25 protein-coding genes, 1 pseudogene and 1 riboswitch are annotated in these 26,274 nt (G+C 37.7%); of the genes and pseudogenes, 23 read left to right on the forward strand and 3 right to left on the reverse strand.

Going from position 1 to position 26,274, the window contains the following annotated elements; genetic code table 11:
* Positions 1 to 166 precede the first annotated feature (166 nt).
* From BLL40_RS15470 to BLL40_RS15525, 13 genes and pseudogenes are all read left to right on the forward strand, one after another.
* Positions 167 to 1,525, forward strand: coding sequence for a diaminobutyrate--2-oxoglutarate transaminase (locus BLL40_RS15470; RefSeq protein ID WP_073712758.1), 1,359 nt, complete (start codon positions 167 to 169; stop codon positions 1,523 to 1,525).
* Positions 1,518 to 2,936, forward strand: coding sequence for an MFS transporter (locus BLL40_RS15475; protein WP_073712759.1), 1,419 nt, complete (start codon positions 1,518 to 1,520; stop codon positions 2,934 to 2,936). The genes BLL40_RS15470 and BLL40_RS15475 overlap by 8 nt, the downstream gene beginning before the upstream one ends.
* A complete protein-coding gene (locus tag BLL40_RS15480) occupies positions 2,926 to 4,629 on the forward strand; it encodes an IucA/IucC family protein (protein ID WP_245797970.1) in 1,704 nt (567 codons plus the stop codon). The genes BLL40_RS15475 and BLL40_RS15480 overlap by 11 nt, the downstream gene beginning before the upstream one ends.
* Positions 4,580 to 6,358 (forward strand): IucA/IucC family protein, encoded by a 1,779-nt coding sequence (locus tag BLL40_RS15485; RefSeq protein ID WP_073712760.1) that lies wholly within the window; start codon positions 4,580 to 4,582, stop codon positions 6,356 to 6,358. Before BLL40_RS15480 ends, BLL40_RS15485 begins: the two co-directional genes overlap by 50 nt.
* Positions 6,355 to 7,161: an HpcH/HpaI aldolase family protein gene (locus BLL40_RS15490; RefSeq protein WP_073712761.1), complete on the forward strand. Its 807-nt coding sequence runs from the start codon at positions 6,355 to 6,357 to the stop codon at positions 7,159 to 7,161. Before BLL40_RS15485 ends, BLL40_RS15490 begins: the two co-directional genes overlap by 4 nt.
* On the forward strand, positions 7,130 to 8,377 hold the full coding sequence (locus BLL40_RS15495; protein ID WP_073712762.1) for a type III PLP-dependent enzyme: 1,248 nt from the start codon (positions 7,130 to 7,132) through the stop codon (positions 8,375 to 8,377). Before BLL40_RS15490 ends, BLL40_RS15495 begins: the two co-directional genes overlap by 32 nt.
* A complete protein-coding gene (locus tag BLL40_RS18155; protein WP_083566581.1) occupies positions 8,337 to 10,226 on the forward strand; it encodes an IucA/IucC family protein in 1,890 nt (629 codons plus the stop codon). Before BLL40_RS15495 ends, BLL40_RS18155 begins: the two co-directional genes overlap by 41 nt.
* A gap of 136 nt (positions 10,227 to 10,362) precedes the next feature.
* Positions 10,363 to 10,992 (forward strand): RraA family protein, encoded by a 630-nt coding sequence (locus BLL40_RS15505; protein WP_073712763.1) that lies wholly within the window; start codon positions 10,363 to 10,365, stop codon positions 10,990 to 10,992.
* A gap of 298 nt (positions 10,993 to 11,290) precedes the next feature.
* Entirely contained in the window at positions 11,291 to 11,590 is a 300-nt protein-coding gene (locus tag BLL40_RS15510; protein WP_143180135.1) for an iron chelate uptake ABC transporter family permease subunit, read from the forward strand.
* A 416-nt stretch (positions 11,591 to 12,006) separates the two neighbouring features.
* The gene (locus tag BLL40_RS18265; RefSeq protein ID WP_425429430.1) at positions 12,007 to 12,438 is read left to right on the forward strand and encodes an IucA/IucC family C-terminal-domain containing protein; all 432 of its coding nucleotides are present in this window, start codon (positions 12,007 to 12,009) and stop codon (positions 12,436 to 12,438) included.
* Positions 12,431 to 13,018 (forward strand): annotated as a pseudogene (locus BLL40_RS18270) (ABC transporter ATP-binding protein); the annotation flags it as partial. The gene BLL40_RS18265 and the pseudogene BLL40_RS18270, both read left to right, overlap by 8 nt.
* A 148-nt stretch (positions 13,019 to 13,166) precedes the next feature.
* Positions 13,167 to 14,183 carry a C40 family peptidase gene (locus BLL40_RS15520; RefSeq protein ID WP_073712766.1) on the forward strand — a complete coding sequence of 339 codons (1,017 nt, stop codon included), beginning with the start codon at positions 13,167 to 13,169 and terminating at the stop codon, positions 14,181 to 14,183.
* A 240-nt stretch (positions 14,184 to 14,423) separates the two neighbouring features.
* Entirely contained in the window at positions 14,424 to 16,250 is a 1,827-nt protein-coding gene (locus BLL40_RS15525; RefSeq protein ID WP_143180136.1) for a PAS domain-containing sensor histidine kinase, read from the forward strand.
* A gap of 101 nt (positions 16,251 to 16,351) precedes the next feature.
* Here BLL40_RS15525 and sda read toward each other — a convergent pair whose 3' ends face one another.
* Positions 16,352 to 16,606 (reverse strand): sporulation histidine kinase inhibitor Sda, encoded by a 255-nt coding sequence (sda, locus tag BLL40_RS15530; protein WP_073712768.1) that lies wholly within the window; start codon positions 16,604 to 16,606, stop codon positions 16,352 to 16,354.
* 19 nt (positions 16,607 to 16,625) lie between these two features.
* Positions 16,626 to 16,710, reverse strand: a riboswitch (cyclic di-GMP riboswitch).
* Positions 16,711 to 16,914: 204 nt separating this feature from the next.
* Between sda and BLL40_RS16860 the strand changes: the two genes are divergently transcribed.
* The 7 genes from BLL40_RS16860 (at position 16,915) to BLL40_RS15560 (ending at position 22,090) form a co-directional block, all read left to right on the forward strand.
* Positions 16,915 to 17,091 carry a hypothetical protein gene (locus BLL40_RS16860; protein WP_173799936.1) on the forward strand — a complete coding sequence of 59 codons (177 nt, stop codon included), beginning with the start codon at positions 16,915 to 16,917 and terminating at the stop codon, positions 17,089 to 17,091.
* 202 nt (positions 17,092 to 17,293) lie between these two features.
* Positions 17,294 to 18,343 (forward strand): two-component system sensor histidine kinase NtrB, encoded by a 1,050-nt coding sequence (locus tag BLL40_RS15535; RefSeq protein WP_073712769.1) that lies wholly within the window; start codon positions 17,294 to 17,296, stop codon positions 18,341 to 18,343.
* 264 nt (positions 18,344 to 18,607) lie between these two features.
* Complete coding sequence (locus tag BLL40_RS15540) at positions 18,608 to 18,931, forward strand: PadR family transcriptional regulator (protein ID WP_018393530.1); 324 nt, start codon at positions 18,608 to 18,610, stop codon at positions 18,929 to 18,931.
* Entirely contained in the window at positions 18,924 to 19,484 is a 561-nt protein-coding gene (locus BLL40_RS15545; protein WP_073712770.1) for an HAAS signaling domain-containing protein, read from the forward strand. Before BLL40_RS15540 ends, BLL40_RS15545 begins: the two co-directional genes overlap by 8 nt.
* A complete protein-coding gene (locus BLL40_RS15550; protein WP_073712771.1) occupies positions 19,477 to 20,412 on the forward strand; it encodes a DUF4097 family beta strand repeat-containing protein in 936 nt (311 codons plus the stop codon). Before BLL40_RS15545 ends, BLL40_RS15550 begins: the two co-directional genes overlap by 8 nt.
* Positions 20,413 to 20,441: 29 nt before the next feature.
* Positions 20,442 to 20,639: a hypothetical protein gene (locus BLL40_RS17870; protein ID WP_245797971.1), complete on the forward strand. Its 198-nt coding sequence runs from the start codon at positions 20,442 to 20,444 to the stop codon at positions 20,637 to 20,639.
* A 221-nt stretch (positions 20,640 to 20,860) separates the two neighbouring features.
* Complete coding sequence (locus tag BLL40_RS15560) at positions 20,861 to 22,090, forward strand: S-layer homology domain-containing protein (protein ID WP_073712772.1); 1,230 nt, start codon at positions 20,861 to 20,863, stop codon at positions 22,088 to 22,090.
* Positions 22,091 to 22,278: 188 nt separating this feature from the next.
* Here BLL40_RS15560 and BLL40_RS15565 read toward each other — a convergent pair whose 3' ends face one another.
* Positions 22,279 to 22,683, reverse strand: a complete 405-nt coding sequence (locus tag BLL40_RS15565) for an SET domain-containing protein (protein WP_073712773.1) — start codon at positions 22,681 to 22,683, stop codon at positions 22,279 to 22,281.
* 187 nt (positions 22,684 to 22,870) lie between these two features.
* Between BLL40_RS15565 and BLL40_RS15570 the strand changes: the two genes are divergently transcribed.
* On the forward strand, positions 22,871 to 23,413 hold the full coding sequence (locus tag BLL40_RS15570) for a TVP38/TMEM64 family protein (RefSeq protein ID WP_073712774.1): 543 nt from the start codon (positions 22,871 to 22,873) through the stop codon (positions 23,411 to 23,413).
* 37 nt (positions 23,414 to 23,450) lie between these two features.
* Here the strand turns inward: BLL40_RS15570 and BLL40_RS15575 are convergent, their stop codons facing one another.
* Positions 23,451 to 23,837 carry a VOC family protein gene (locus BLL40_RS15575; protein WP_073712775.1) on the reverse strand — a complete coding sequence of 129 codons (387 nt, stop codon included), beginning with the start codon at positions 23,835 to 23,837 and terminating at the stop codon, positions 23,451 to 23,453.
* A 120-nt stretch (positions 23,838 to 23,957) separates the two neighbouring features.
* Between BLL40_RS15575 and BLL40_RS15580 the strand changes: the two genes are divergently transcribed.
* Positions 23,958 to 25,073 (forward strand): NAD(P)/FAD-dependent oxidoreductase, encoded by a 1,116-nt coding sequence (locus BLL40_RS15580; protein WP_073712776.1) that lies wholly within the window; start codon positions 23,958 to 23,960, stop codon positions 25,071 to 25,073.
* 37 nt (positions 25,074 to 25,110) lie between these two features.
* Complete coding sequence (locus BLL40_RS15585) at positions 25,111 to 26,064, forward strand: TRM11 family SAM-dependent methyltransferase (protein WP_073712777.1); 954 nt, start codon at positions 25,111 to 25,113, stop codon at positions 26,062 to 26,064.
* Positions 26,065 to 26,274 lie beyond the last annotated feature (210 nt).

Raw genomic sequence — 26,274 nt, forward strand, 5'->3', positions numbered from 1 at the left:
GGAGAAAATATAACACTTTGATTTAAACATATACAAAATTCTAAAAGATAAAGAAAAATGTGTAATTAGTCTCAATTGCTGAACAATTTAACCATTTACTTGACAATGATAATCAATATCAATTAGTCTAATACGTGTAATCAACTAAAAAAGGGAGTGTCTGATTATGGTCACATGTAACATGGAGAACACGTATTTAGAATTCCAGAATGAGAAAGAATCGAATGCAAAGTCTTATCCACGTCATTTCCCCTTAGTGATTGAGAAAGCTGAGGGCATGATGATAACGGATGTGGAAGGAAATGTTTTTTATGATTGTTTATGTGGTGCAGGAACGCTTGCTTTAGGACACAATCATCCAGTAGTCATTCAAGCGATAGAAGATGTGTTAAAGCAGCAACTACCGTTACACACGTTAGACTTAGCAACTCCTTTAAAAATCGAATTTATGCAAGAAATATTCTCTATGTTACCTAAAGAGTTAAGGGGTTCTACTAAAATACAATTTTGTGGTCCGACAGGTGCTGATGGGGTTGAGGCAGCGATTAAATTAGTGAAGAATGCGACGAAAGGGAAATCGATCTTGGCGTTCCAAGGTGGTTATCATGGATCGACGCAAGCAACAATGTCGATGAGCGGCAATTTAAGCAAAAAACAACATTTGCAAAGCTTACTGCCCGATGTTCATTTTCTGCCATTTCCGTATGAGTATCGATGCCCGTTCGGTATTGGCGCAGAGAAGACAGCTAAAATTAGTGCGCAATATATAGAGAATGTATTAGATGATTGTGAAAGTGGGATCGCTTCTCCTTGTGGCATGATTTTTGAAACAGTGCAAGGAGAAGGCGGTGCCATTCCAGCCGATATTGAATGGTTAAAAGAAATGCGGCGTGTTACGGCAGAGAGAGGGATCCCTTTAATTATAGACGAAGTTCAAACAGGAATTGGAAGAACAGGTGAAATGTTTTCATTTGAACACGCAGGTATCATTCCAGATGTCATTGTTTGTTCGAAAGCGATTGGTGGAGGTTTGCCAATGTCAATCATTATCTATCAAGAAGAACTAGATCAATGGAATCCAGGTGCACATATCGGGACATTCCGAGGCAACCAATTAGGCATGGCTACTGGATTAGCCACGTTAAAATATATGAAAGAAAACGATGTACTCGAAAATGTTAACGTACGCAGCAAGCAAGTTTTCGAACGATTGAATGAGTTACAAGAAAAATATGAAGAGATTGGGGATGTTCGCGGAAGAGGATTGATGATTGGGGTTGAAATTGTGAATCCAAAAGGCCGTAAAGATCGATTAGGACATTATCCACAATATGAAGAATTGGCATTGCAAATTCAAGAGAGATGTTTTCACAACGGTTTAATTATTGAAGTAGGAGGACGTTACTCCGCTGTGATGCGTTTCTTGCCGCCATTAACAATGACAGAAAATGAAACAGCAGAAGTATTAACGATTTTTGAAAAATCGGTTGTTGAAGCGATTCAAGTCATGAAGACAAATGAGTAAGATAGCCAAATTGAAAAAGCATTCTGTATTATTTGCCATCTTGGTCGGTGCTTTTTCTTTAGTTTTGACGAATAGCGCGTTTAATATTTTATTACCGAGCTTCATTCAAATGTATAGTATATCCACTGCATTTGGTGGATGGATTATTACACTGTACCTTTTAGCGATGACGATCACCATGCCGTTGACTGCTAGCATTGTCGATCGTCTTGGTAAAAAGAAAACCTATATTTTAGGAATTAGTTTATATGGTCTGTTTTCTATGATCGGGGGTTTGTTTTATCAATATGTACAGATTATATTGTTCGTGCGCTTTATGCATGGTATTGCTGCTGGTTTGATGATTCCGCTGTCGTTAGTTTTGTTATTTGATATTTACAGTAAAGATGTGCGTGGAAAAGTGACGGGGATATGGGGGATGTTATTAACGATTGCACCAGCTATTGGGCCAGCGTTTGGCGGTATCATGATTCAATTCGGTGAGCTGAAATATTTATTTTGGATAAACGTTCCGTTTGCGCTGCTTTCATTCATACTGTGTTGCAGGCAAATCAAACTCGATCGACCCGCACATAAAAAAACAATTCGTCTTAAAAGTATTTTATTAATGGTTTTAGGAATTGGTGGATTAAGTCTAGGCATTCAACTATATTCAAACCCTACTTTTCCAAGGTGGATAATATGCATATTACTTTTTTGGGGATTCGTTATTTTGATTCGTTTTATTCAAAAAGAAAACGGACAAAAAGAACCGTTAATTCGTTGTAAGTTATTACGTAATCCAATATATGCGATTACAGTCATTATGTCTGCCATACAGGCGTCTGTTATGTTTGGGGTTATCTTTATTATTCCATTGATGTTACAGGAGGTGTTTCATTTATCCCCTTCTATAACGGGTGCCATGTTTATTCCGGCAGCCATTTGTACGAGTTTGTTTGTTTGGATTGGTGGAAACTTAATGGATTCGGGCAAATCGTTACATTTTATCGCTTATGGCATTGGCTTAATTGCCAGTTCAGTATTGTTGTTTGCATTTGTTCCGAAAGAGACATCTTTACTGGTCATTGTCTTCTTAATGGCCGTAAGAGGAAGTGGGATTGGACTATCAAATATGACTGTAACCACCATTGGACTTAATTCATTAACAGATGATGATCTGCACGAAGGATCCGCCTTGTCGAATACGATAAAACGTTTAGCCTCTTCCTTGGCAGTCATGTTATTGACCGGTTATTACGACATTCGTTGGCAAATGATTAGTCGAACAGGAGAAAGTGCTCAATACGCAAAATGGATAGCATTAAAAGAAGAGTGCATTATATTAGGATGTTTTATGTTAGTAACGCTACCGTTAGCTTTGTTTTTAAATAGAAGAAAATTAGATGTGGGTGTTGAAAATGGCAAATAATAAACGATTGAACAGTCGGGAACAAGCAAATTTCCATACGTGTAAGACATTATTGAATTGTTATATTAGAGAGTTTTGTAGTAAAAACTCGAACTTATTTACGGTGAATCAAAATAAGAAGACGTATTCTCTTTATTTCCCAGCGAGTGATGCAACCATCTCAGGTGTTCTTTCGTTTTATTCAGAGATGGGTGAGCATGAATATGAATACTATGATGTAAATGATGATCGAGAGCTTCATTATGCTTATTTGGTTCAATTGATTGTGAAAGAGTTAAAGCATGATCATCCAACAATTACCGATAAACGATCGATTGATTTTTTAACGAAAGTGAATAATAGCTATCATAAATTAGCTTTATTTTTAAATCAGTCAGCTAATCAGCACAAATGGAATTATGTAACATCGGAACAATCTTTAGTATATGGGCATCCGTTTCACCCTTTTCCGAAAAATACCGAAGGATTTACAGAAGAGGAAGTGATACAGTTTTGTCCGGAGCTCTATACTTCTTTTCAGTTATGTTATTTAGCTGTTAGAAAAGATGTTTTTCAAGAAGAATGGGTATCAAAAGAAAGAAAAATAGAACTGCATGAAAGTGTAGAAGCACATGTTCAGCATGTGCTTAAAGGGAAAAGAGACGATTATAACATTTTGCCCATTCACCCATGGCAATATGAACATGTGAAAACGATGAAAGAAGTAAAGGATTATATCGATCAAAGAAAAATGATCCCACTCGGTCGCTTTGGTCCGGTGGCTTATCCGACATCATCCGTGCGTACGGTGTTTATTCCGAAGATGAACTGTAACATTAAGCTATCGTTAAATATTCAAATAACGAATATGATGAGAAACAATAATAGAGAACAAATGCGTAGAACGTTGGATGCGACGAATTATATATTGGAGAGAAACTGCTTCCAAAACGAAGTACACACAACGATCGCATATGAGGTAGGTGTATGTACGTGTCAATTTGCCGATGATGATGTAACCAAATTATTTACGATTGTCTATCGTCCAATTGAATTTGATGAAACGTCAACGTATGTTTTATCTAGTTTAGTGGAGTCACCCGTTGAAGGAGGTCCATCTCGATTAGGTTCGATGATTGATCATCGAACGATAGAGCAATGGTTCATCCGTTATTTAGAAATATCATTGTTGCCTATTGTTCGTTTAGCAGAAGAGAAAGGCATTCACTTTGAAGCCCATTTACAAAATTCTTTATTGACGATAAAAGATGGAATGCCTCATGTCTTTATTATTAGAGATTTAGAAGGCGTAAGCGTGAATAGAGAAAAGGTTGAAGAGGATGTTGATACGACAGGCCCTCTTTTCTATGCAAAAGAAGCAGCGTGGGCACGCACTTCCTATTATTTTATCGTGAATCATTTAGGCTCTTTCATTCATGCAATTGCTAAAGATATAAAAGTAGACGAAAAATATTTTTGGGCTATTGTACGCCGTGTTCTCACACAAGAATATGAAAACAATGAAAATGAATATGTACGTCATTTACTAACGACTGAGACATTTGCCGCTAAAAAAAATATGATGAGTTGTCTTATTGGACAAAGTGAGACGCCATCTTACATTCCAGTGAACAACGTAATGAAGAAATTAGGGAGTGAAATGTATGGAAATGCTAAATTACCAGTCTCAAGAAAAGTCATCATTCATGAATGAAGTACAAGAAAGAATCATGCGCCAAACGATAGAGGCATTCATATATGAAGACATCATTGAAGTAATAAAAAACGGAAGAGATTGGTCTTTTACAGGGAAAAGCGCTGCAGGTGATACCATTTATTATTCATGCAAAGCAGATGCCAAATGGTCTTTCGGCAGAATAAAAATAGAGAAAAATTCGATCAAACGAGAAGGAGCAAGATGCACGAATCTCTATGGATTTCTTGAAGAAATCATTCAAAACAATCTAAAAGGTGACTATACGGATCAATTTATTCATGAATTATTGGAGACTTTTGTAAAGGATAGTCAGTCTAAGTTATTCCAATTGGACCAAATACCAGAACAAGATAAACATTATGAAGCGTTGGAAAGTCATATGGTAGATGGTCATCCGTATCATCCGAGCTATAAATCAAGAATTGGTTTTTCTTTAGCAGATAACTTTGCCTATGGGCCAGAATTTAATCAAAACGTTTCGATCTACTGGGTGGCGGTCAATGAACAGCTAATCGATGTCAACGTTTCGCAAGAGATGTCAGTGGATGAAATAGTTAAGCATCATGTAACGAATGAAGATCACAACAAGTTTATGAAACTGATAAAAGAGAAAGGGTGTCAACATACAAAATACGTTCTTTTACCGGTGCATCCTTGGCAATTAGAGCATCCGGTTCAATCTGTCTTTGCTCAACAATTGAATGATAAAGATATGGTAATAGTAGGAGCATCTACTCATACGTATCGAGCGCAACAATCGATTCGTTCGTTATCTCGTCGCGACAATACACATGCACCGTATATAAAATTGCCGTTAAGTATAACCAATACGTCAACGAGTCGAATTCTTGCTCATCACACTACTCAAAATGCACCACTCATAAGTGACTGGTTAAATAAAATTGTTCACCAAGACTCGTTCTTATCGAATGGAAAAATAAATGTGTTAAGAGAAGTGATGGGGGTGTCTTTTCGATACGATGAACTGCATCCTATTCAATATCGTTCGACTTATGGAACGCTTGGCACCATATATAGAGAAAATGTTTCGATCTACCTTGAAGAGAATGAAAAAGCGTGGCCGTTAAATGCTCTATCCCATATTCAAAAAAATGGCGAATCTTTTATTCAGTCAGCGATTGATCAATATGGGATTGAGGCGTGGAGTGATGCATTGATTAACGTTGTCATGCTGCCGATTATCCATCTGCTGTATGCCCATGGAATCGCACTAGAATCTCATGCCCAAAATATTATTTTAGTCGTTGAAAACAATTTCCCAAAACGCATCATCATTAAAGATTTACATGATGGTGTTCGCTATACACCGGAACACCTTTTGAAACCGGATTGGGCACCGACATTACATCCGGAGCCAGAAAGTCACCGGAAAGTGAATCGATACTCGTTTATCCAAACGGAAGATGTGTCAGAAGTAAGAGACTACACATATGATGCTTTTTTCTTCATCTGTATGACCGACATTTGTTTCGCGCTTGAAAAATTGGGGTTGAGTGAACAAGCGTTTTGGCGTAAATGTGTAGAAACGATTGCGATGTATCAAAAGAGTTACCCAGAATTTAAAGAGCGATTTGACCTTTTTAATCTATTTTCTGAAGACGCTCTAATCGAAGAAATGACGAAGCGGCGTATTTACGGCGATGGTCAGTTGTACTTCCGCAAAGTGAAAAATCCTTTGTTGCGGGCAAAGGAGTCATTGGAATGAAAGTCAATAAGCTCAAAGAAAAAATAAATCGAAATCAACCTGTTTTTGGGATGTTTGTATCGATCCCGCATCCTATTATGATCGAGCTCATTGGCTATGCGGAATTTGATTTTGTCATTATTGATTATGAACATGCATCCACGAATATGGAAACGATTGAAGAGATGGTTCGCGCAGCAGAGTTAGTCAATATTACGCCACTTGTCAGAATATCAAAAGTGGATCGGAATGAAATATTGAAAGTACTTGATTGCGGGGCTCAAGGTATTGTCATCCCTCATGTTCAGCATAAGAAGCAAGTGGAAAAGGCCGTTCACTATGCTTACTATCATCCGATTGGTATGAGAAGTTTGAATAGCGGCCGACCAGGTGTTTTTGCTAAATATTCTTTAAATGATTATATTGCGAAAGCAAATGAAGAAATAATGGTTGTCCCAATGATAGAAAGTTTGGAAGGCATTCATGAAAGTGAATCTATTTTATCTTCACCCTATGTAAGTTTTGTTTTAGAAGGAGCGGTGGATCTGTCCCAGTCGCTGTCTGTACCATGGGAGACAGATCATCCAGAAGTTCAACGACATTTAGAAGAATTATATGAAGTATCAAAGCGATGTAAAGTGCCTTACGCCATTGTGTCTAGAAATCACCACAATCATAAAAAGTGGGCGGAAAAGGGGACGAAGATATTTGTGTTGGGAGACGAGAGAGGGACAGCATTTCGTGCCTATATGGAAAAATTAGCGGACTATCAAAATCTAACTGGAGGACTGTATGAATCGTTATATAAAGAAAATAATACATGAAGTATATGAGCAACGTACAGATCCACTATGCGCTTATATTTATGATTTAGAAGGCATAGAGCAACACGTACGCAATATGGTCAAAACAATGCCGAAGCAAACGAACTTATTTTATGCGATTAAAGCAAATCCAGATAAGAGAATTATTCAGGCATTGTTGCCGTACGTGAAAGGATTTGAAGTGGCATCAATAGGCGAATTGAAAAAAGTAAGAGACGTTTCCAAAAGCATACCTATTTTGTTTGGAGGACCAGGCAAGAAAGATTATGAACTTGAAATGGCTATGAAAGAAAACGTCTTTTATATTCATGTAGAAAGTCTTTTGGAATTAAGGAAATTAATCATGTTGGCGAAAAAACGGGATAAGCATATGCACATTTTATTACGTATGAATATAAGAACAAAAACATTACCTAAAACGAATATTTCAATGGGGGGACGCCCGAGCCAGTTTGGCATTGATGAACAGTTAATGGAAGAGGCCCTCTCTATTTTGAAAGAGAGAGAAAATACGCATGTTCATTTAAAGGGTTTTCACTTCCACTCATTATCCAATAATATGCAAGCAGCGTTACATGTAGACATGATCCATCATTATCTTCAAAAAGTAGAACAGTGGAAGAACGCATATGGATTAACTATTAATGTCATTAATGCGGGAGGTGGTTTTGGTGTCTCGTATGATGCAACAACTAGATTTGACTGGCCGCTTTTTACGTCGTTATTAGCACAAAGTGAAGCCGTGCAAAACTTAGGGGATACACAACTATTCTTTGAACCAGGGCGATTTATCGTTGCGGACTATGGTTATTACGTGGCAGAAGTAATCGATATCAAAATGTCAGTAGAATGCTGCTTTGCTGTCATAAGAGGCGGTACGCACCATAATCGATTACCCGCTTCTTGGGGTCATAATCATCCGTTTGCTGTTTTGCCTCTTGAAAGATGGCAGTATCCTTTTGCAAGGCCGGAAGTTAAACAATCGAAAGTAACGGTCGTCGGTGAGTTATGTACGCCGAGGGATCAGCTGCATGAAAATGCTGAGGTGGACAGTCTTCGTGTGGGCGATGTTCTTATATTTGAAAAATCTGGAGCTTATTGCTGGACGATTTCTCATCATGACTTTTTAGGTCATCCACATCCGAATTTTTACTACATAATGGAAGGGAATTATTATGAAGCAAACAATTACTCCATTGAACAATATAACGGCTGAACAAGTAATACTGAAAGATTTAATGAATACGTTTATTGCCGAGCAGTTTTTTACTATTGATGAACAGACAGATAACAGGCTTTCAGACGCACCGAATAGTATCCAACATCTTTTTTCCGGATATGAACAATCATTCGTTTATATCGGTGAAATTTGTTTTCTTATAAAAAATAGTTATCGGCAGGGCTGGCAATGGGTGACGGGTTCCCCTATATATATAAAAGAGAAGGGTGATTGGCTGGAAATAAGTTCACCTCTAAAACTAAGCCAGCTTGTATTACGCTATGCGCTGTCTGAAGAAGCCTATTTACATCCGGGTGTAACGTATTTCCTTCATGGATTAAAAGTATCCATTCAACAATTACATCTTAGTATGAAACAAATGGAAGACAATCAATTGATTACACCTAATTCCCCTTACGACTGGTTTGTTAAGGGTGAGATGATTGCTTCTTTGCGTGACCGGCCGTTTCATCCATTGTCTAAAGCCAAGATCGGCTTTACACCGGAAAATTATCAAGCCTATATGGCTGAGTTTGGCCAGCCGACAACGTTATATTGGGTAGCTATATCCAATGAGTCCATTGTAAAAGGATGCCAAGAAGAGGAAATGGAAAGTCTTGATGTGTTGAACGATGAGCAAAAAGCTGTGATTGAAAAGGAGTTGGCCCTAAAAGGACTATCAAAAGAAAAATATACAGTCATTCCTGTTCATCCGTGGCAGCTTCATCAAGTTATCTTACAGGACTTCAAAAAAGAAATAGGGGATCAAACTATCATTATTTTGGATTCAAAAGCAGGCGATTTTTTGGCAACATCTTCCGTACGCTCGCTTATATCTCCTTATGAATCAATGAAGATGTTAAAACTGCCGATCAGTGTGAAGTCTTTAGGAGCAGCGAGATACTTGCCGGTTGTTAAATTATTAAATGGGATCGCTGGAGAGCAAATGTTTCGCCAAGCAATAGCGTGTGATAAGACGCTTGCTGATAGAGTATTCTTATGTGAAGAAAAACATTGGTGGGGGTATATGCCAGAGACTTTGGGCCTTTTTGATGATCATCCTCGTCATTTGGCCGCCCAAGTGAGAGTGTACCCACAAGAAATTATGAAAAAAGAGTATAAAATCATCCCGATGGCTTCTTTAGGTGTTGTGATGCAAGATCGTCATTTTTTAACGGAAATCATAGGAGAAAATGTAACAAATGAAGATGTCATCCACTTTTATGCTGATTTAGCCGCCCTGTTTTATGATATTACAATGAGGTTATTTAAAATCGGGATTGTACCGGAAATACATGGTCAAAATTGTTGTGTCGTACTGAAGCATAATAAAATAGTTGGATTATTATTTAGAGATCATGATTCTGTGCGTCTGCATCAACCGTATTTAGACAGGCATCAAATTAAAGATCCAGGCTACTATATTAGACCAGGTTATTCCAATAGTTTATACAATGAAACGATTGAAAAGTTAATTTACTACGTTCAATCACTTGGAACACAAGTGAATTTAGCTGCTATCATGGAGTCATTATCGAATGTGTATACTATTCCAGAAAAAAGACTTTGGCAAATTACTGAAGCGAAATTAAGAGAATCGTTACAAACAATCGATATTCCAGAAGCGGATCGAGAAATCCTTCACTATGAACTATTTGAAAATAAACAGTGGCCAGTGAAGTTAATCATTCGCCCATTACTAGAAGCGGATGGTGTACCAGGAGCAATGCCATCTGGAAAGGGCGTTGGACACAATCCATTTTATCCCGCATTAACGGGCAGTAAGACCCCCGTTTCAAGCCGTCGAAAAGAAAAGGAGGATAAGCGGGGGATCAACTGCCCGTAAAAGCCCGATTGGTTCGGGCCGGCCGAAGCCGGTCACTCAGGTATTGCCGCCCTGAGTTCCTTTTTATTCAGTGGGGGATGAAGAAAACCCCCACTGAATGAAGTTTCACTTTATTTGAAAGAATAAGGAGGCTTTTATGTTAACGGTTAACGATAGAATAGAAAAATATTCGACTGATGAAATAGAGAAATTTAAAATGGTTAGTACATCTACGATCGGTCACTTTACTGATTTTGGTTTTTTGGCAAACTATGAATGTACAATCCGGGTAACAAAAGTATTTGGAGAAGTGACAACAGTCAAATTATCTAGTGGAGATGGTTCCCCACTGAATACAGCATTTCAACAAGCCAAAAAAGGAGATATTTTAGTTATTGATACGTCAGGAAATAAGATACATGCTTGTTGGGGAGAATTTAGGGCGAGAAAAGCAGAAGAAATTGGACTATCTGCCGTTATAGTAAGTGGAGCCGTAACAGATATTGACTATTTGAAAACGAGTCGTGTACCTGTGTTTTATGAGTCGATTTCTCCAAAAACGACAAGAGTATTAAAGTTGGAGGGAGAAGTGAACACGGCAGTAAGTGTAGGGAACGTCGTTTTTGAATCAGGTGATTATGTCATTGCGGATCAAGATGGAATTTATAAATTTAATCAATTAAACTATAAAACGTTGATAGAGTCCGCGATCGAGAAACAAAAAAAAGAAAAATTAAAAAGGTTGGAAAATAATGCTGTACATTATGAAAAAAATAGTATTATATAAATGAAAATGATTATCAATACCAGATGGATGAAGTGTACTGGAGTGCAGGGACTGGTTATCAATCCGCGAACTTAATGCTCGACAGTTGTTTATAGGTCATTAACGAATTGGAAAAATAAGTGAAAAGCTTATGACAATCGTGAACCTGCTGATGAAATGAACGATCCTTGTTCAGAATTGAAGCAGGTTCTCTTTTACTGTTGGACGAAATCAAAATATGAATGGTGATTAAATGGTACAACTTATAAAGTAAGATAAGGGGAAGATCGTTGGCATATGTTTGTTAGTCGTTTTATTAATGGTATGCATGTTATCAAGTGTGATGTTCGGTATTACTCATTATACATTAGCTGATATTTACAGAATGGTAACGTCGTTTAATACGCAAGATATAACGTATATCATACTTTGGAAAGAACGCTACCCACGGATGGTGATTGCAGTTGTTACGGGGGTATTGCTGGCCATTGAGGGTGCCATTAGTCAGCTGTTAACACGTAATCCGTTAGACTCTCCTAACGTGTTAGGGATTAATTTCAGTTCGATTTTCTTTATTATTGTCTTTGTTGTTTTGTTTAACGTGTCAGATCAGATTTAAACATTCTTGTTTACTTTGTTGTTAGGAGAACCGTATTTTCTTTATTTACTGATTAAAAATCAAAATTTATTTTAAGGATGATATAAATGAGCAGTATTGTGATGAACGAACTGAAAACGTTTGATATACATGTGGAACATGAGAGGGTCACGGAAATTGAGATAATAGATTTATTAAATGAAGAAAAATGTTTATCATTTCTACGAACGCAAATGATCGAGATAAAAGCACCGAGTTTATCCGTCACAGCTTCCATGCTTTCGAAAAGATATGCTTATCTCGTCGTATCTTCCACTTTATACAGTATGGTCGAATTCAACTGTGCCCTTCATTTACCGGTAAAAGCGTGTGCATTAAGTAAAGAACGTACATTATGTATTCAAGCAGGCATGTGCAAATGGCAGGAAGTAAAGAGCATGGAGAGAGAGACATGGCGTGAAAACGTGCTGCGCACCCTTTTTTCGTCTCATATTACGCCAGTTTTAAACATATTGAAAAAAACATCCGGCGTTTCGTCGTCGATATTGTGGGAAAACGTAGCCATTCGAATTAACTCCATTTACCGGAAAACATTAGCGAAAGAAATGGATTCAGTTAAAATGGAACGGTTAAACAGCGACTTTCATTTTTTGGAAAATGCAAGCGGGGATCTGTTTAATTTAAAAGAAAACCCGCTTAAACAGTACTTAAAAATAGGAGAAGAACTTATCATAAATCCATGCCGGAAAACGTGCTGCTTGTACTATAAATTAGAAAAAGATGTTAAAGGAATCAGTCATTGTGGCAATTGCCCTATTAAAAATAAGAAAATAAAAGCGAGGATTCATACAATGAATGAGATTAAATGATCAAGGCATTTTGAAAATGCAATCAAAAGAAGTCGCTAACAAGTTAGCCATTTTACCACAGTCATCGATCGCCCTAGAAGGCGTAACGATGGAACAATTAGTGAAACGAGGCAGATATCCGTATCAAAGTACATTGAAACAATGAACAAATGAAGATGAAAATACAGTTTATCATGCTTTAACAGTAACAAGTATGGAAGAATTGCAAGATCGATATGTTCATGAAATATCTGGTGGACAACGCTAACGAGCTTGGATGTCGCTGAATCTTGCCCAAAATACGGATACTATTTTATTAGATAAACGAACAACGTATTTAGACTTAACTCATCAAAACGAAATCTTAGATTTGCTCTACGATTTGAATAGAGAAGAGAACAATTGTTATGGCTTTACACGATATTAATTTAGCTTGTCGCTATGCAGATCAACTTGTAGCGATAAAAGATCAAAAAGTGTTTCTTCAAGGTACTCCTGAAGATATATGATAACGAGGGAAAATATAGAACGTATTTACGGACTAAAATGCCGCATCGATATAGAAGGAAGAAAAATAAATAATGGAAGCCACAGATTTTAATAGAATCATATTTTTGGAAAAAAATTCTTTTTATATTACAAAGAATATCGAATTTGTCATTATAACGTAAAACAAATTAATGTTTCATTTTGATAAAATCAGAATTATAAGAAAAATAGATTAATAGAAAAAAGAATCCGGGAGGTTTATGGTGAATAGTTGCAGAAAAATAATCATTTCATTTATGTTAGCAATGATGTTTTTAACTCTTTCTCCGTTAGCATCATTTAAAACGGAAGCCGCATCAATCGGAGAATCGATCGTTACCTATGGAGAAAAATTCATGGGCGTCCCGTATATTTTTGGGGGAACGACACCAAATGGATTTGATTGTTCCGGATTCGTACAGTATATTTATAAACAAACGGCAGGTATTTCACTGCCACGTACAACAGACCAACAATATAATGTTGGAACATCGGTAGCAAAAAGTGAATTAAAACCAGGAGATCTTGTTTTTTACGCCAATACATATCGCAAAGGTATTTCACATGTTGGAGTGTATGCCGGTGGAAACATGGTATTAAACGCAACAACAAGTAAGGGAATTGATCTTGTTTCGTTAAATGATACGTATTGGGGTCCGAAATACGCAGGATCGAAACGTGTTCTGGATGAAGTGCAGACACCGGATTGGTTTACAGATGTCGATAAATCTACTTCTACATATACAGCTATTAAAACATTGTCAGATCAAGAAGTGATTACAGGATTTGAAGATTATACATTCCGTCCAAATGAAAAAGTAACACGTGGACAAGCAGCAGCCATCATTAACCGTGTTTTGAACATCGAGCCGAAAGTGATGAGTCATTTTGCAGATGTACCAAAATCAAACCGTTTCGCTTATGATATCGCGGCGATGCGTGAAGCGGGGATCATTACAGGATTTGCAGACAAAACATTCCGTCCTGAAGCAGAAATGACACGAAGCGAAATGGCTCTCATCATTCAGCGCTCTTTTGACCTCAACATGTCACAAACAGCTGCGGCAAGTATCAGTTATACGGATATTGATGCGAACCATTGGGCTTTTGAAAGTGTTGTGACGATGGCGATGATCGATAAAACAGGCATTTTTGCAGGTGATAAGTTCTATGGAACGCATCATGCGACGCGGGAATCATTTACTGTCGCAATTTATAACGCAATGAATGCAAAATAGAAAACGAGGAACAGTCTTAAAATACAGTGAATAACTATATTTTAGGACTGTTTTTTTTGTTATCTCATAAACGAATAGTAAAGATCTCACGGAATGAAGTATATTTTAATTCCAATCGTTTTACTTTAATTAAAGTAATAAAGAATAGTCAAATCTATTTATTCGTGATTTAATGAATATATCTATATATGAATAAATTTACAACTGTGAGAGTTTTGACTAAAGGGAGAGGGGAAATTGGTGTATAACAGTAAATTAACAGACAACGATTCCATACAGTGGTTTTCTAATGAAAAAGATGAGATAAGACTTTTAATTGATAAGAGTGGTCAGATCAAATATATAAATCCTATTATGGAGACTGTGTCACAACACACCATTTTGGATATGTTAGATCAGAATCTACTTGATTTTATTCATCCAAATGACAAAGAAAAGACGCTACAAAATCTCCTTCATGTACAACAACCTTATAGCTTTATCTCTTTCATAATCCGTTTTCTTCGTAAAGACGGTTCGTACTGTAAACTACAATTTGCCTCAGTAGAACTGTCGGAAAGGGGATGGCTTCAAGCGATTGTACATATTGCAGATAGTGAAAAAGAAAAACATCTTCAAAACGATTCCATTATTAATGTAAATCATCCTTTGTTTACGATGTCAGATAGTTCGGCTGCGATTATCAGTTTAGACGGTCGGGTAATGGCGGCTAATCAAGCATTCGAGAAACTGTACGGATGGACATTAAAAGAGATAAGTGATCAATTCCTTCCAATTGTTCCGGAGCACCTTTTAAATGAATTTAATGAATTAAAAGAACGGGTGACAAATGGGGAAAATGTCGTTCATCATCCGACATTTCGATTAAGAAAAGATGGTACGCTCTTGCCAGTCACTCTCTCTCTATCTGCCGTGAAAGATGATACAGGTAAAATTAAAGCATTATCCTCCGTCACAAATGACCGGACAGAGTATTTAGAGACACAAAAGATAATCGAAGAACAAAAAGAATTACTGATAACACGGGAAAAAGTGATGAGCTACATTACGGAAAACATTAAAGAAGTTATTTGTCTATATGATCTTAATAATAAAAAGCTTGTTTATAAGAGTCCTTCTTATGACAGATTTTGGGGATTTAATAATGAGGGAATATGTAAAGATCCAATGTATTGGCTCGATAAGCTTTATCCGAAGGATCGAGATAAATTGATTGAATTTCATAGGTCGCTGGATAACAGCCCGAAAGAATTAGAATTTGAAATAAAAGGAGACATAGGAGAAGAACCGCGCTGGATCTGGTCGAAAATAACACCGATTGTGGATGAAAAAGGGACGGTTATCCATCACTTGTGTGTATCGCAGGATATAACGGATATAAAAAATAGAGACAACATGTTAAAAAAACGGGATGAACTAGGGATCATCGGACAGCTAGCAGCAGGTATTGCGCATGAAATTAGAAATCCACTGACAGCTGTAAAGGGATTTATACAGCTTCTTCATGAAGAAACGAATAATACTTACAGCGATGTAATCTTGTCAGAACTTGACCGAATCGAATTTATTATGAATGAATTTCTCATGCTCGCAAAGCCGGAGCAGGAAATGATGATGAAAAAGCAAAATATAAATGATCTGTTAAAAGAGATAATTGCCTTTATGACACCGGAAGCGTTACTCCATCAAGTGGAAATTAAAAGGGACTTTGATCAAGAGCAACTAGTCGTTCATTGTGAGCCTAAACAGATCAAACAAGTGATTATGAATCTTGTGAAAAATGCCATTGAAGCGATGCCTTCTGGCGGAGAAGTTCAAATCATAACAAAAAGAAGAGAAGATGGATGGATAGCTATTGATGTAAAGGACCAAGGAATAGGGATACGAAAAGACAAACAGGCGAATCTCTTTAAACCTTTTTATTCGGACAAAGAACGGGGGACAGGCCTTGGTTTAATGGTGAGCAAAAAAATTATTGAGCAACATAAAGGGAAGATTCACATTTTCAGCGAGGAGGGGGCAGGCACATTAGTACAAGTTCTTATGCCTATAGAGAATAAAGAATGATATATAGATGTTATCAGTTCGAAAAGAACACCCTCAGAAATGATTGATTTTGTTTAATCATTCCTGAGGGTGTTTTTGTTGGGCGATTAGAAGATAGATGATTAACGATTCGTCTCTGTCAAGCATTCAATATGTATGGTAGAGTCGACAGTCAGTAATAAGTCTCTTCTTTTTATTTCTTTTTCAAGCAGTTGAATGAAATCTTCGTCTAACTCGAGCGTTAGGGCATTTTTATGTGCGATCAGCAACTGTTCATCTGACAGATATCGCTCCTCCATATACGCGATTTTAACTTCTAACGGTGAAAAAATCCATATTCTGTCTAATCTCTTCATTCCAACATTGCCCCGCTTCAACACCTATACCTCCAATTACTAAGGCGGCTCAGCCATCATAGCCATTTGGCCTTAGATCTGTAACTTTGCGTCCCAATCTTTCGATCAGTTTGCCATTGTCAGAATTATTTATTATAAACAACATAATACCATATGATCAATTAAATGAATACGAAAAATGGTCACTTGAAATGCTCTTTTGATTGAACGGATGAACCCCCAAAAGTTCTCTCTATTCGACGGAATAATTTTAATGATTTTACAATATTTTCATAATAGATGCGATATAATAATATAAAGCGCTTTCAAAAAAAGGGGGAAATCATATAATGAACAATGAAGTTGGTTTAATATGTTCTACTTGTGGGAAAAAGATATTAGAAAGAGATTTAATCGCGTGGACTGAAAAAAATAATGTTGTGCATCTCATTTGTGATACAGTTCAAATAAATGAAGGAGTAAGGTTTATGGGACGGGCAGAAGAGTTAAAAGAACAGTTTTTGTGAACGCTTTCATCTTATTGACAAACCTGCTTATTACAATTTCGAATAAAAGCAGGTTTGTCTTCGCCTCCTTTCTTTCTGTTCATGTCAGCGAATCGTTTTAGATGAATTGGTTTCTTATGTATATGCAAGGAAAATACAGTAAATATGTGGATAAGTGGTGTCTTTTAAGTTATTTTTTGCTATCTTTATACTAAAGAAGGTGATGTGCTTGCTAGCGGAAGTTGGAGGAAAGAATATAGATTTTTATCAATTGATTGATTATTCGTTCAATTCAATTTTAATTGTTGAACAAGAAGGAGAAATTATTTATTGTAATAAAGCCTTTGTTGAATTACTCGATTTTTTTACATCTAACGAAGTGATACAGAAAAATTTATTATCGTTTGTTTCTCCAGAGTTTCATGTTTTTTGTAAGCAACAATTGAAAAACGTGATTGAGAAAAAAGAAATAGCGGGACGAGGGGAGAAAAAGATGATTAGGCGTGATGGGACGCTTATCGATGTTGAATTAATGGTTGTGCCTTTTAATATGAAAGGAAAAGTTTTAGCTCAACTCATTATTCAAGATATATCTTCTCGTAAAATAGCTGAAAAACGATTAAAAGATCAAGAAAAATTGGCGTCTATCGGTCAAATCGCAGCGGGTATTGCACATGAAGTGAAAAATCCATTGACAGCGGTCAAAGGGTTTTTACAGCTATATCAAGAAGACCATTCACATCCGTATTTAATGACAATCAATGAAGAGTTAGATAGAGCATTAGATACAATAAAAAATTTATTACAAGTATCCAAACCAGATTTACAGGATGAACCATTTGTTCAAATCAATGTATGCAAAGAAATAAAGTCAATGCTATTTTTATTCCAGGACAGATTGTATAGTGTAGAAGTAGAGATAGATTTAAAAGATTCTGAGAAAACAATAAAAGGAAAGAAAAACTTATTTATTAAAGCTTTTTACAATTTAATGACAAATGCACTGGAAGCGATTGAAGGCGAAGGAAACATTAAAATTGAACATTATTATAAAGATGGCTGTAACCATATCATCATAAGTGATACGGGAATAGGGATACCAGAAGAAAAAATCCATATACTTGGTACGCCATTTTTTACGAGTAAAAGCGAAGGAACTGGTTTAGGACTGACACAAGTCTTTACAACGGTACAAGAGCATGGAGGGAATATTGCTGTTCAAAGTGTTCTTGGGAAAGGAACAACTTTTCATATACAAATCCCTGTTACTTAAAAGAAAACTGGTTGAACAGATAATGAAAAAAAGATGTAAGCAGCCATGAATCCATATACATAAAACACAACGTTTATTAAATTAAAACAAGGCGGAAAAAAGAAAAAATGCGTTTTCAGATCAAGTTTTGAAAAGAAAACGTATTTTTTAATGAACAGTACCTTGCAATGAATAGTACTAAGTGATATATTCTTTTCAACAGGTATTTTTTATAGGTTAGTACTATATAGTATATAGTACTGAGGAGAAATGAGGGATGTAACATTGAATGTACAATTTAAAAAAGGTGTTCTAGAACTATGTGTTCTCGTATTATTAGATAAGCAAGATCGGTACGGATATGAACTTGTTCAAAAAATATCTGAACAAATTGCCATATCGGAAGGCTCTGTCTACCCATTGCTGAGACGTTTAACGAAAGAAGAATATTTTACAACCTATTTACAGGAATCATCAGAAGGTCCATCACGTAAGTATTACAAGTTAACAGATAAAGGGAGAATGTATCTTCGGGAGCTTACCCGGGAGTGGAAGGAATTTTCAAACGGTGTTAATCAATTAATAAAAGAAGGTGTCAGTGATGAATAAACAACAATTCTTGAATAGTTTAGATGAATCTTTACAAAAACTTTCTTCAGATGAACGGCAAGATATTTTGCAGGACTTTAAAGAACATTTTGCTAATGGAATAGCAGAAGGAAAAAGCGAAGAACACATTTCAGCTTCTCTCGGTTCACCCAATCACATTGCAAAAGAACTGTTAGCCTCTCATCTTCTTGAAAAAGCAGAAAGAACGGAAACGACGGGAAATATTGTTCGTGCCATGTGGGCGGTGATTGGATTAGGTTTTTTTAACGTCGTCATTGTGCTAGGACCATTTATCGCAATTGCAGCATTGGTGGTTGCCGGGTGGGCGTCAAGCATTGCGTTTATTCTTTCTCCTTTGCTTGTGTTTATAAATGTCATGTTAAACCCAGATACATTTATTCTATTTGATATGTTTTTCTCGATGATGCTTTGTGGACTGGGCTTGTTTATTGCCATAGGCATGTTTTATATGACGAAGGGGTTCATACGTGGATTTGTCCGCTATTTAAGATTCAACACGAAAATGGTTAAAGGTGGATTAAAACATGTTTAATATGAAAAAAATATCACTCATCGCACTCATTCTTTTACTTGTGGGCGCCCCGGGAAGTCTCATTACATTTAAAAAGATGAATCACTCTGTTTCTGTCTTAGCAGAAAAAGCGATAGCTGATCAAAACATTACACGTTTGAGCGTAACGACAGATAACGCTGCTATTGAAATCATCCCGACGAATAAACAAGAAACAACAGTACAGGTGTCAGGAACGGCGAAGAAAAGCTCGGCATATAGGTTCTTGGCAGACGTAGAAGGAACGACACTTTCGGTTCAGTTAAAAGAGCGACAGACAAAACTTTATAACTTTGATTTTATATCAACGTCATTATTATTGAAAATATATGTACCTGAAAAAGTGTATGATTCACTCATCATTTCCAGTGATAATGGACGTGTTAAAGCGGAGAATTTACGTGTGAAAGATGTGAAAGCTAGAATAAGCAATGGACGTGTAGAACTGCGAGATATTAAGGGTTCTACTGTCACTGTTGAAACAGACAATGGGCGTATTCAAGCAGAAAATCTTGATGTAAAACAAGTGAAAGCAAAGACAAGTAATGGACGCATTGATCTGAAAAATGTATCTTCCTCAGCTGTTTTAGTCAAAGCAGATAATGGGAAAATTGCACTTGACGATGTGGATGGTAAGATGGTCGGAGAAGTAAAAAATGGAATGATTTCTCTTATGACAAATCATTTAGATCGCGCTATTGAATTTGAATCTGATAACGGTAATATTGAGATCCAAACCGAAAAAGAGCCGACAAATACGGCATTTGATGTTAGTGTTGACAACGGAAAAATCGATATTCTGAATGGGTACAGACCAAACGAAATAATTGGTGATGGGAATCACTTAATTAAACTAACAACAGTGAATGGGAAAATTTCTATTGCGAAGCAAAAAACAATAAATAAATAGCACTTATTATTAGAATAAAGCGGTCTGCATTGTGCAGATCGCTTTATTCTAATGAAGTGACACGTGGAGAAATGGCAGTCGTGTTATCAAAAGCATTCGATTATAACTTTGCTAGAAAACTATCTGGTGCTGCGAATGCATTGACATCACGTAGTATTACAAGTGGAGTGGCAGATGGCTCATTTGGTGCAGGTCAGATTACGCTGTTTTCCTTGCCAGTGCGATGAACCCGGAATTCCGTACGAGAGAGTTTTCAAGTTTTACGAAAACATTATGGACGAATACAGGTGACTTAAATGTTCGTTCAGGTCTATCTACATCGTACCCCTCTAAAGGAAATAAGGAGGGTATGGCTGCCAAAAAAGGAGAAATTTCATTTTCATCTCCATATCTTTGAAACTATTTGATAGAATAGGTGTATGAATGAATTTGTGGGAGGTTTTATCATATGAGGAAATGGTTTCTATTTGTAATGGTATTTATGTTGATCAGTTCAACACTTTGGGCGGCGAAAGTAGATGCAGCCGCGGCTATTTTTGATGATATATCGCCAAAGCATCGGGCGTATGATGCTGTCTGGAGTTTGGATTCAAAACGGGTGTTTGAACCGGATGAAGACGAGATGGCTCGTCCAGGAAAGTATGTGACACGGATGGAGGCAGCGGTCATGCTCTCGCGCATTCTTGGACTGGAACGAAAGACGAATCATGCTGGATTTCGTGATGTCACGGTGCTAAATAAAAACTATGATGAAGTGGCCGCACTGGCAGAGCGGAAAATTTTGCAAGGATTTACGGACCGGACGATGCGGCCGAATGATATTTTAACGCGGGCACAAATGGCGAAGTTGATTGTTGATGCGTTTGGTTATGAGCAAAAAACATCGTTTACATTGCCTTTTAAAGATGTGAAAACGTCTAACTGGGCAGCACCGTATATCGAGGCACTAGTCCGTCACAAAGTAACAGCTGGAACGACGGTAACGACATTTTCGCCAGATAAAAAGTTAACGCGTGCCGAATTGATGATGTTTTTAGACCGTGCACATAAAGCGAAGCCAGTGAACGAGTACAATGATCAAGAGATTTTGAGTTTAATTCGAGAAGTGCAGAATAAAGCGTCTTCGATTATGTATCATTATTTATATGTAAATGAACCGAATGGCAGCCGCCCTGCTTTTTCAACGTTTAAACAGGAGTTAGCGCCTTTTGCGGAAGGCAAGATGCTTACGATGATGGAAGAGTATTACAAAGTGACATGCACATATTGTGATTGGATCGTTTATAGTGAAGTATATGATTGGGGTTTGCCGTATGAAATGATCGAGCGGAGCAATGAACGTATAACAGTAAAAGTACGTTATCCGGAAGGCATGGATGAAGCAGCCTCAGAAACATGGACAATTGTGAAGCGGAACGGCCAATGGAAAATGAGTGAGCTTCCTAAATATGCGACCGCGTACGACGAGCCATTCGATTTAACGGTGGCAGAAGCGGAAAAATATTTAATTAGTGCGTATGAAGATCTATATAGCTATGAAAAATACCGCGAGTACGTGCAGCACATTTCATATAAGAAAACAGATAGAAAAGGACACTACGAATTTTCGATTGAAACAAATGTAGACGATTACTATGTTTCCATCGATCCAGAAACAGCTATTATTGATGAATGGTAAAAGACAAGTTTATTCAATTATCGAATTGCGAACTAAAAATCTCAAGCTGTCTGTTTTTTTAGACTAAAAAGCAGTTGCATCCTTTTTTTACCAAATAGCTGACGTGCAAAAAAGCCATAAAAGCGGACGATTATGTATAAGTCCTCGTTTTATGGCTTTTTTTCGTTAAGCGAGAGTAAAGAATGGGATCACTTATCGGATTTATCTTTATTATCCGTTTCTTCATTAAACCATAGCGGATCTTGGTTATCGACTTCACCATTGTAGTTGATCAAGATCTCTTCTCCTGCTTTTATGTCTGTGTAAGCAAAAAAGTCAAATGTATGGTTGTCAAAGTTAATATCATACGTAGCATTCGGCGTATAGGAATGGTTAAACAGCATACCATAGCCTAATACGAAAGCGGTATGGTTTTGGCCGTATTCAAATGCATAGTCATCAAGAAGTGTTTTTTCGATATGAACGTGCTGCTCATTCGGATATGGAATAACGGGTGCTTCGTGCAGCAACTCACCTTTTGCGATATCACGTTTCGCAAATACACCTCTATTGAATTCTCCATCGCTGAGCGTGGAAGTTTTAATCTCAATCATGTTCGTCACCTTCGCGTTCTTTTTTCAAAGTATTTGATCCTTTAAGAATGACAGTTGATCTAGCTGAATGCAAGTATTTTCGATTGTTAAGAAGAACATTTTTACGATTGTTTCATTTTACGGAGGAGCATCTACTGTTAAAATCGGTATAATGAAAAGAAAGATGAAAAAGAAAGGAGGAATCGATATGAATAGTTTAGAATTATGGATACAGCGTATCATCGAGCAAGCGGGTTGGATCGCACCTATTCTTTTTATTTTATTACATTTGCTGCGTCCCATTCTTTTTATACCGGTCGTCGTCTTGTGTGTAGCTGGCGGGTACTTATTTGGATTCGTGAACGGCACATTTTATTCCATCATTGGTTTATCACTGATGAGTGCGGCTTTTTATAAAGTGGTCAATCTTTTTCCTTCTGTACGTGAAAAGATGCTAATGTTGAAAAGGAAAGTGTTAAAAGATCAAAAGATGACAGTTGGTCAAGTGATGATTTTGCGTATGATGCCCTTTATTCATTTTCAATTATTATCTCTTTATTTAATAGACATGACAAAATCGTACAAAGAGTATATGTATTACTCTGTTTTAGGTATTATCATTCCATCCATGGTGTATACGGCATTCGGTCAATCCATTACCGATATGCCGTGGTATATATCGCTGTTATTTGTAGCTTGTTTAATAGGTTTGTATAGTCTATTTGGGAAATTGAACAAAAAAGGAAATTGAAAACAAGGTAGTAAAGAAAAAAATGGATGACTCGCTTTTAGTTGGTCTGTTCAACGTGCAGTTCGATCAAATTTCCATCTGGATCCGCGCAGAAAATTTGGGCGAAGCCGCTTTTGCTGTTTGGTTTCTCAAGTACAGAAACGTTATGGCTTTGTAACCAATGAAGCGTTTCATCGTAATCATGAACGCGGAGGGCGAAATGGCCTTCACGGCTTGATAATGACTTGTCAGCGCGAATCGTTTGCGACTGAGGGGTAACGAGGAGATGAATTTGCTGCTTACCAGCTGCGAACCAAGCGCCTTCAAAATCAAAGGGAGGGCGCTCGAGCTCTTGCAAGCATAAAATATCTCGGTAAAAATGTTTCGCTTTTTCAAGGTCGGTGACGTTGACTCCGATATGATGGATTCCTTCATATATAATCAAAATAGAAGCCTCCTTTTTATCCCCATCATAGCATATATCACCTCATTGTTCGGCGTTTTTCTTATTTGCTCTGCTAAAAAAGGTATAATAAGAAACAAAAAGGAAAAGGTGTTTTATTTTATGAAAACGTATATTGTTGTTGGAGCGGGCATTCTAGGCGCTTCTACCGCTTATCATCTCGCAAAAGCCGGAGCGAATGTAACATTAGTCGATCGGAAGGATTCGGGAAGAGCGACGGATGCAGCGGCAGGGATAGTCTGTCCCTGGCTTTCGCAGCGCCGTAATCAAGCGTGGTACACATTGGCGAAAAATGGAGCAAAATACTATACATCTTTAATTAAGCAATTAGAAGCTGATGGTGAAAGGGATACAGGGTATAGCCAAGTAGGTGCGATTAGTCTTCATACAGAAGATGTAAAACTGGATCAAATGGAAGAACGGGCATATAAACGGCGTCACAAAGCTCCGGAAATCGGTGAAATTACTCGTTTAACACCGGCTGCAACGAATCATTTGTTTCCGCCTTTAGACGCCCAATATGGATCTGTTCATATAAGCGGTGCGGCACGCGTAAACGGGAGGGCTCTCCGGCAGTCTCTTGTGAATGGTGCGAGAAAACAAGGTGCATCTATTCTTCAAGCAGATGCCTCATTAGTCTATGAAGAAAACATCGTTACAGGTATTAAGGCTGGGGAGAAGATGTTACGATCTGATCATGTAATTGTCACGGCAGGTGCCTGGGCAAACGAGCTGTTGCAGCCGCTCGGTATTCGTTTTTTAGTAACGCATCAAAAAGCGCAAATCGTTCATCTCCATCTACCGGACACGGATACGAGCAATTGGCCGGTTGTCATGCCGCCGAATGATCAGTACATTCTCACATTTGAAGGCGGCCGAGTTGTCGTAGGCGCCACACATGAAAATGGAACCGGATTTGATGACCGGGTGACAGCAGGTGGGCTGCATGAAATTTTTGATAAAGCATTGTCGGTGGCACCAGGTCTTACAAATAGCACGGTGCTTGAAACGAGGGTGGGATTTAGACCATTCACACCTGGTTTTCTCCCCGTAATTGGTGAAATGCCTGGCTATGAGGGGTTATTCATTGCAAATGGGCTCGGTGCTTCCGGGTTAACAGTAGGTCCATATCTCGGTTCTGAACTGGCTAAGCTTGCTCTTGGCAAAGCAACAGAAATCGACCTTCGTCATTATGAGGTAGCTGGAGCCCTTGAATAGTTGAATAAAAGTAAAAGATATATAAGGATGGGAAAATTTGAATAAAAACAGAAAAATACAATCATTTATTTATACATACGCATTCAGTGAGGAAGAACATTCATTATGCCACATGGAAATGCGCTCACTATTTGGAATCGAATCGGAATCGAAGCTTATCAAAAGCACAACCAAAATCGACCCGAGCCGGAGTCCGTTTATAAAGGAGCGGATTGACGTCATGTTTGAAGGGGACGGCCTGCCGGATATTTTAGCGGAAGTCGAACAAATTCAATTGTTTGAAGAGACGTTTAAAGTCCTCTTCGTTAAAATTAATGATCTGGATCAATCGGAAAAAATAGAATATGACAAGAGGCGTGTCATTGAGCGAGAAATTGGCATGCATATTCATGGTGAAGCTGATATTCATCATCCTGATCATACATTTGGCATTGTGACAATGGGCGGCCGTTGGTATTTTGGGAAATACGAGAAAAGCGAGTCCGTTTGGTTTCATCACTTGAAAAAGCCGCGTGAATATTCCACGGCGCTCAGCACAAGAGTAGCCAGAGCTGTTGTGAATATTGCCGTTCCGAACCCAGAGGGCATCAGGGCGATCGATCCGTGCTGTGGAATTGGGACCGTATTGGTGGAAGCACTTTCTATGGGCATTGACATTGTCGGCCGTGATATCAATCCTCTTGTAACGAGTGGATCAAGGGAGAACATCGCTCATTTCGGGCTTGAGGGTGATGTAACGTTAGGTCCGATCGCCGATGTTGCGAATAACTATGATGTAGCTATTATCGATTTACCGTACAATCTTTATACGCATGTAACACGAGAAGAGCAGTTCTCTATTCTCCAGCATGCGCGTCGTTTTGCTCAAAAAGTGGTCGTGATCACAATCGAAACCATCGATGAGATGATCGAAGCAGCAGGGTTTGATATTACAGATCGCTGTGTGGCTAAAAAAGGCTTATTTTTGAGACAAATCATTGTTTGTGAATAAGATCGATCCTGAAGAGCTGTCCCTTAGCCAATGAATAACTGGCTGAAGGACAGCTCTATTCTTTTGTTTGCAAAACAAATTTGCTCGCTCAAACGAGCTATTCGTCACGAAAGATAAGATTTCTTAGCTTGGAAATCAATGAGGAGAGACATGCTTTTTTAAACGATTGTTGTAAAGTATTAATCGTAATAATTACGTTTTAAACATCAT

Source organism: Domibacillus mangrovi, from assembly GCF_001906925.1.
Classification (GTDB): domain Bacteria; phylum Bacillota; class Bacilli; order Bacillales; family Domibacillaceae; genus Domibacillus; species Domibacillus mangrovi.

What these genes read in the sequence shown, in the direction of transcription:
- BLL40_RS15480 (WP_245797970.1), top strand. Translation starts at nt 2,926, where the DNA reads ATGGCAAATAATAAACGATTGAACAGTCGGGAACAAGCAAATTTCCAT.
- BLL40_RS15580 (WP_073712776.1), top strand. Translation starts at nt 23,958, where the DNA reads ATGAAAACGTATATTGTTGTTGGAGCGGGCATTCTAGGCGCTTCTACC.
- BLL40_RS15545 (WP_073712770.1), top strand. Translation starts at nt 18,924, where the DNA reads ATGAATAAACAACAATTCTTGAATAGTTTAGATGAATCTTTACAAAAA.
- BLL40_RS15475 (WP_073712759.1), top strand. Translation starts at nt 1,518, where the DNA reads ATGAGTAAGATAGCCAAATTGAAAAAGCATTCTGTATTATTTGCCATC.
- BLL40_RS15510 (WP_143180135.1), top strand. Translation starts at nt 11,291, where the DNA reads ATGGTATGCATGTTATCAAGTGTGATGTTCGGTATTACTCATTATACA.
- BLL40_RS15490 (WP_073712761.1), top strand. Translation starts at nt 6,355, where the DNA reads ATGAAAGTCAATAAGCTCAAAGAAAAAATAAATCGAAATCAACCTGTT.
- BLL40_RS16860 (WP_173799936.1), top strand. Translation starts at nt 16,915, where the DNA reads ATGAACAATGAAGTTGGTTTAATATGTTCTACTTGTGGGAAAAAGATA.
- BLL40_RS15520 (WP_073712766.1), top strand. Translation starts at nt 13,167, where the DNA reads ATGGTGAATAGTTGCAGAAAAATAATCATTTCATTTATGTTAGCAATG.
- BLL40_RS15550 (WP_073712771.1), top strand. Translation starts at nt 19,477, where the DNA reads ATGTTTAATATGAAAAAAATATCACTCATCGCACTCATTCTTTTACTT.
- BLL40_RS15505 (WP_073712763.1), top strand. Translation starts at nt 10,363, where the DNA reads ATGTTAACGGTTAACGATAGAATAGAAAAATATTCGACTGATGAAATA.
- BLL40_RS18155 (WP_083566581.1), top strand. Translation starts at nt 8,337, where the DNA reads ATGAAGCAAACAATTACTCCATTGAACAATATAACGGCTGAACAAGTA.
- BLL40_RS15535 (WP_073712769.1), top strand. Translation starts at nt 17,294, where the DNA reads ATGTGCTTGCTAGCGGAAGTTGGAGGAAAGAATATAGATTTTTATCAA.
- BLL40_RS18265 (WP_425429430.1), top strand. Translation starts at nt 12,007, where the DNA reads ATGGAGAGAGAGACATGGCGTGAAAACGTGCTGCGCACCCTTTTTTCG.
- BLL40_RS15570 (WP_073712774.1), top strand. Translation starts at nt 22,871, where the DNA reads ATGAATAGTTTAGAATTATGGATACAGCGTATCATCGAGCAAGCGGGT.
- BLL40_RS15560 (WP_073712772.1), top strand. Translation starts at nt 20,861, where the DNA reads ATGAGGAAATGGTTTCTATTTGTAATGGTATTTATGTTGATCAGTTCA.
- BLL40_RS15485 (WP_073712760.1), top strand. Translation starts at nt 4,580, where the DNA reads ATGGAAATGCTAAATTACCAGTCTCAAGAAAAGTCATCATTCATGAAT.
- BLL40_RS15495 (WP_073712762.1), top strand. Translation starts at nt 7,130, where the DNA reads ATGAATCGTTATATAAAGAAAATAATACATGAAGTATATGAGCAACGT.
- BLL40_RS15565 (WP_073712773.1), bottom strand. Translation starts at nt 22,683, where the DNA reads ATGATTGAGATTAAAACTTCCACGCTCAGCGATGGAGAATTCAATAGA.
- BLL40_RS15470 (WP_073712758.1), top strand. Translation starts at nt 167, where the DNA reads ATGGTCACATGTAACATGGAGAACACGTATTTAGAATTCCAGAATGAG.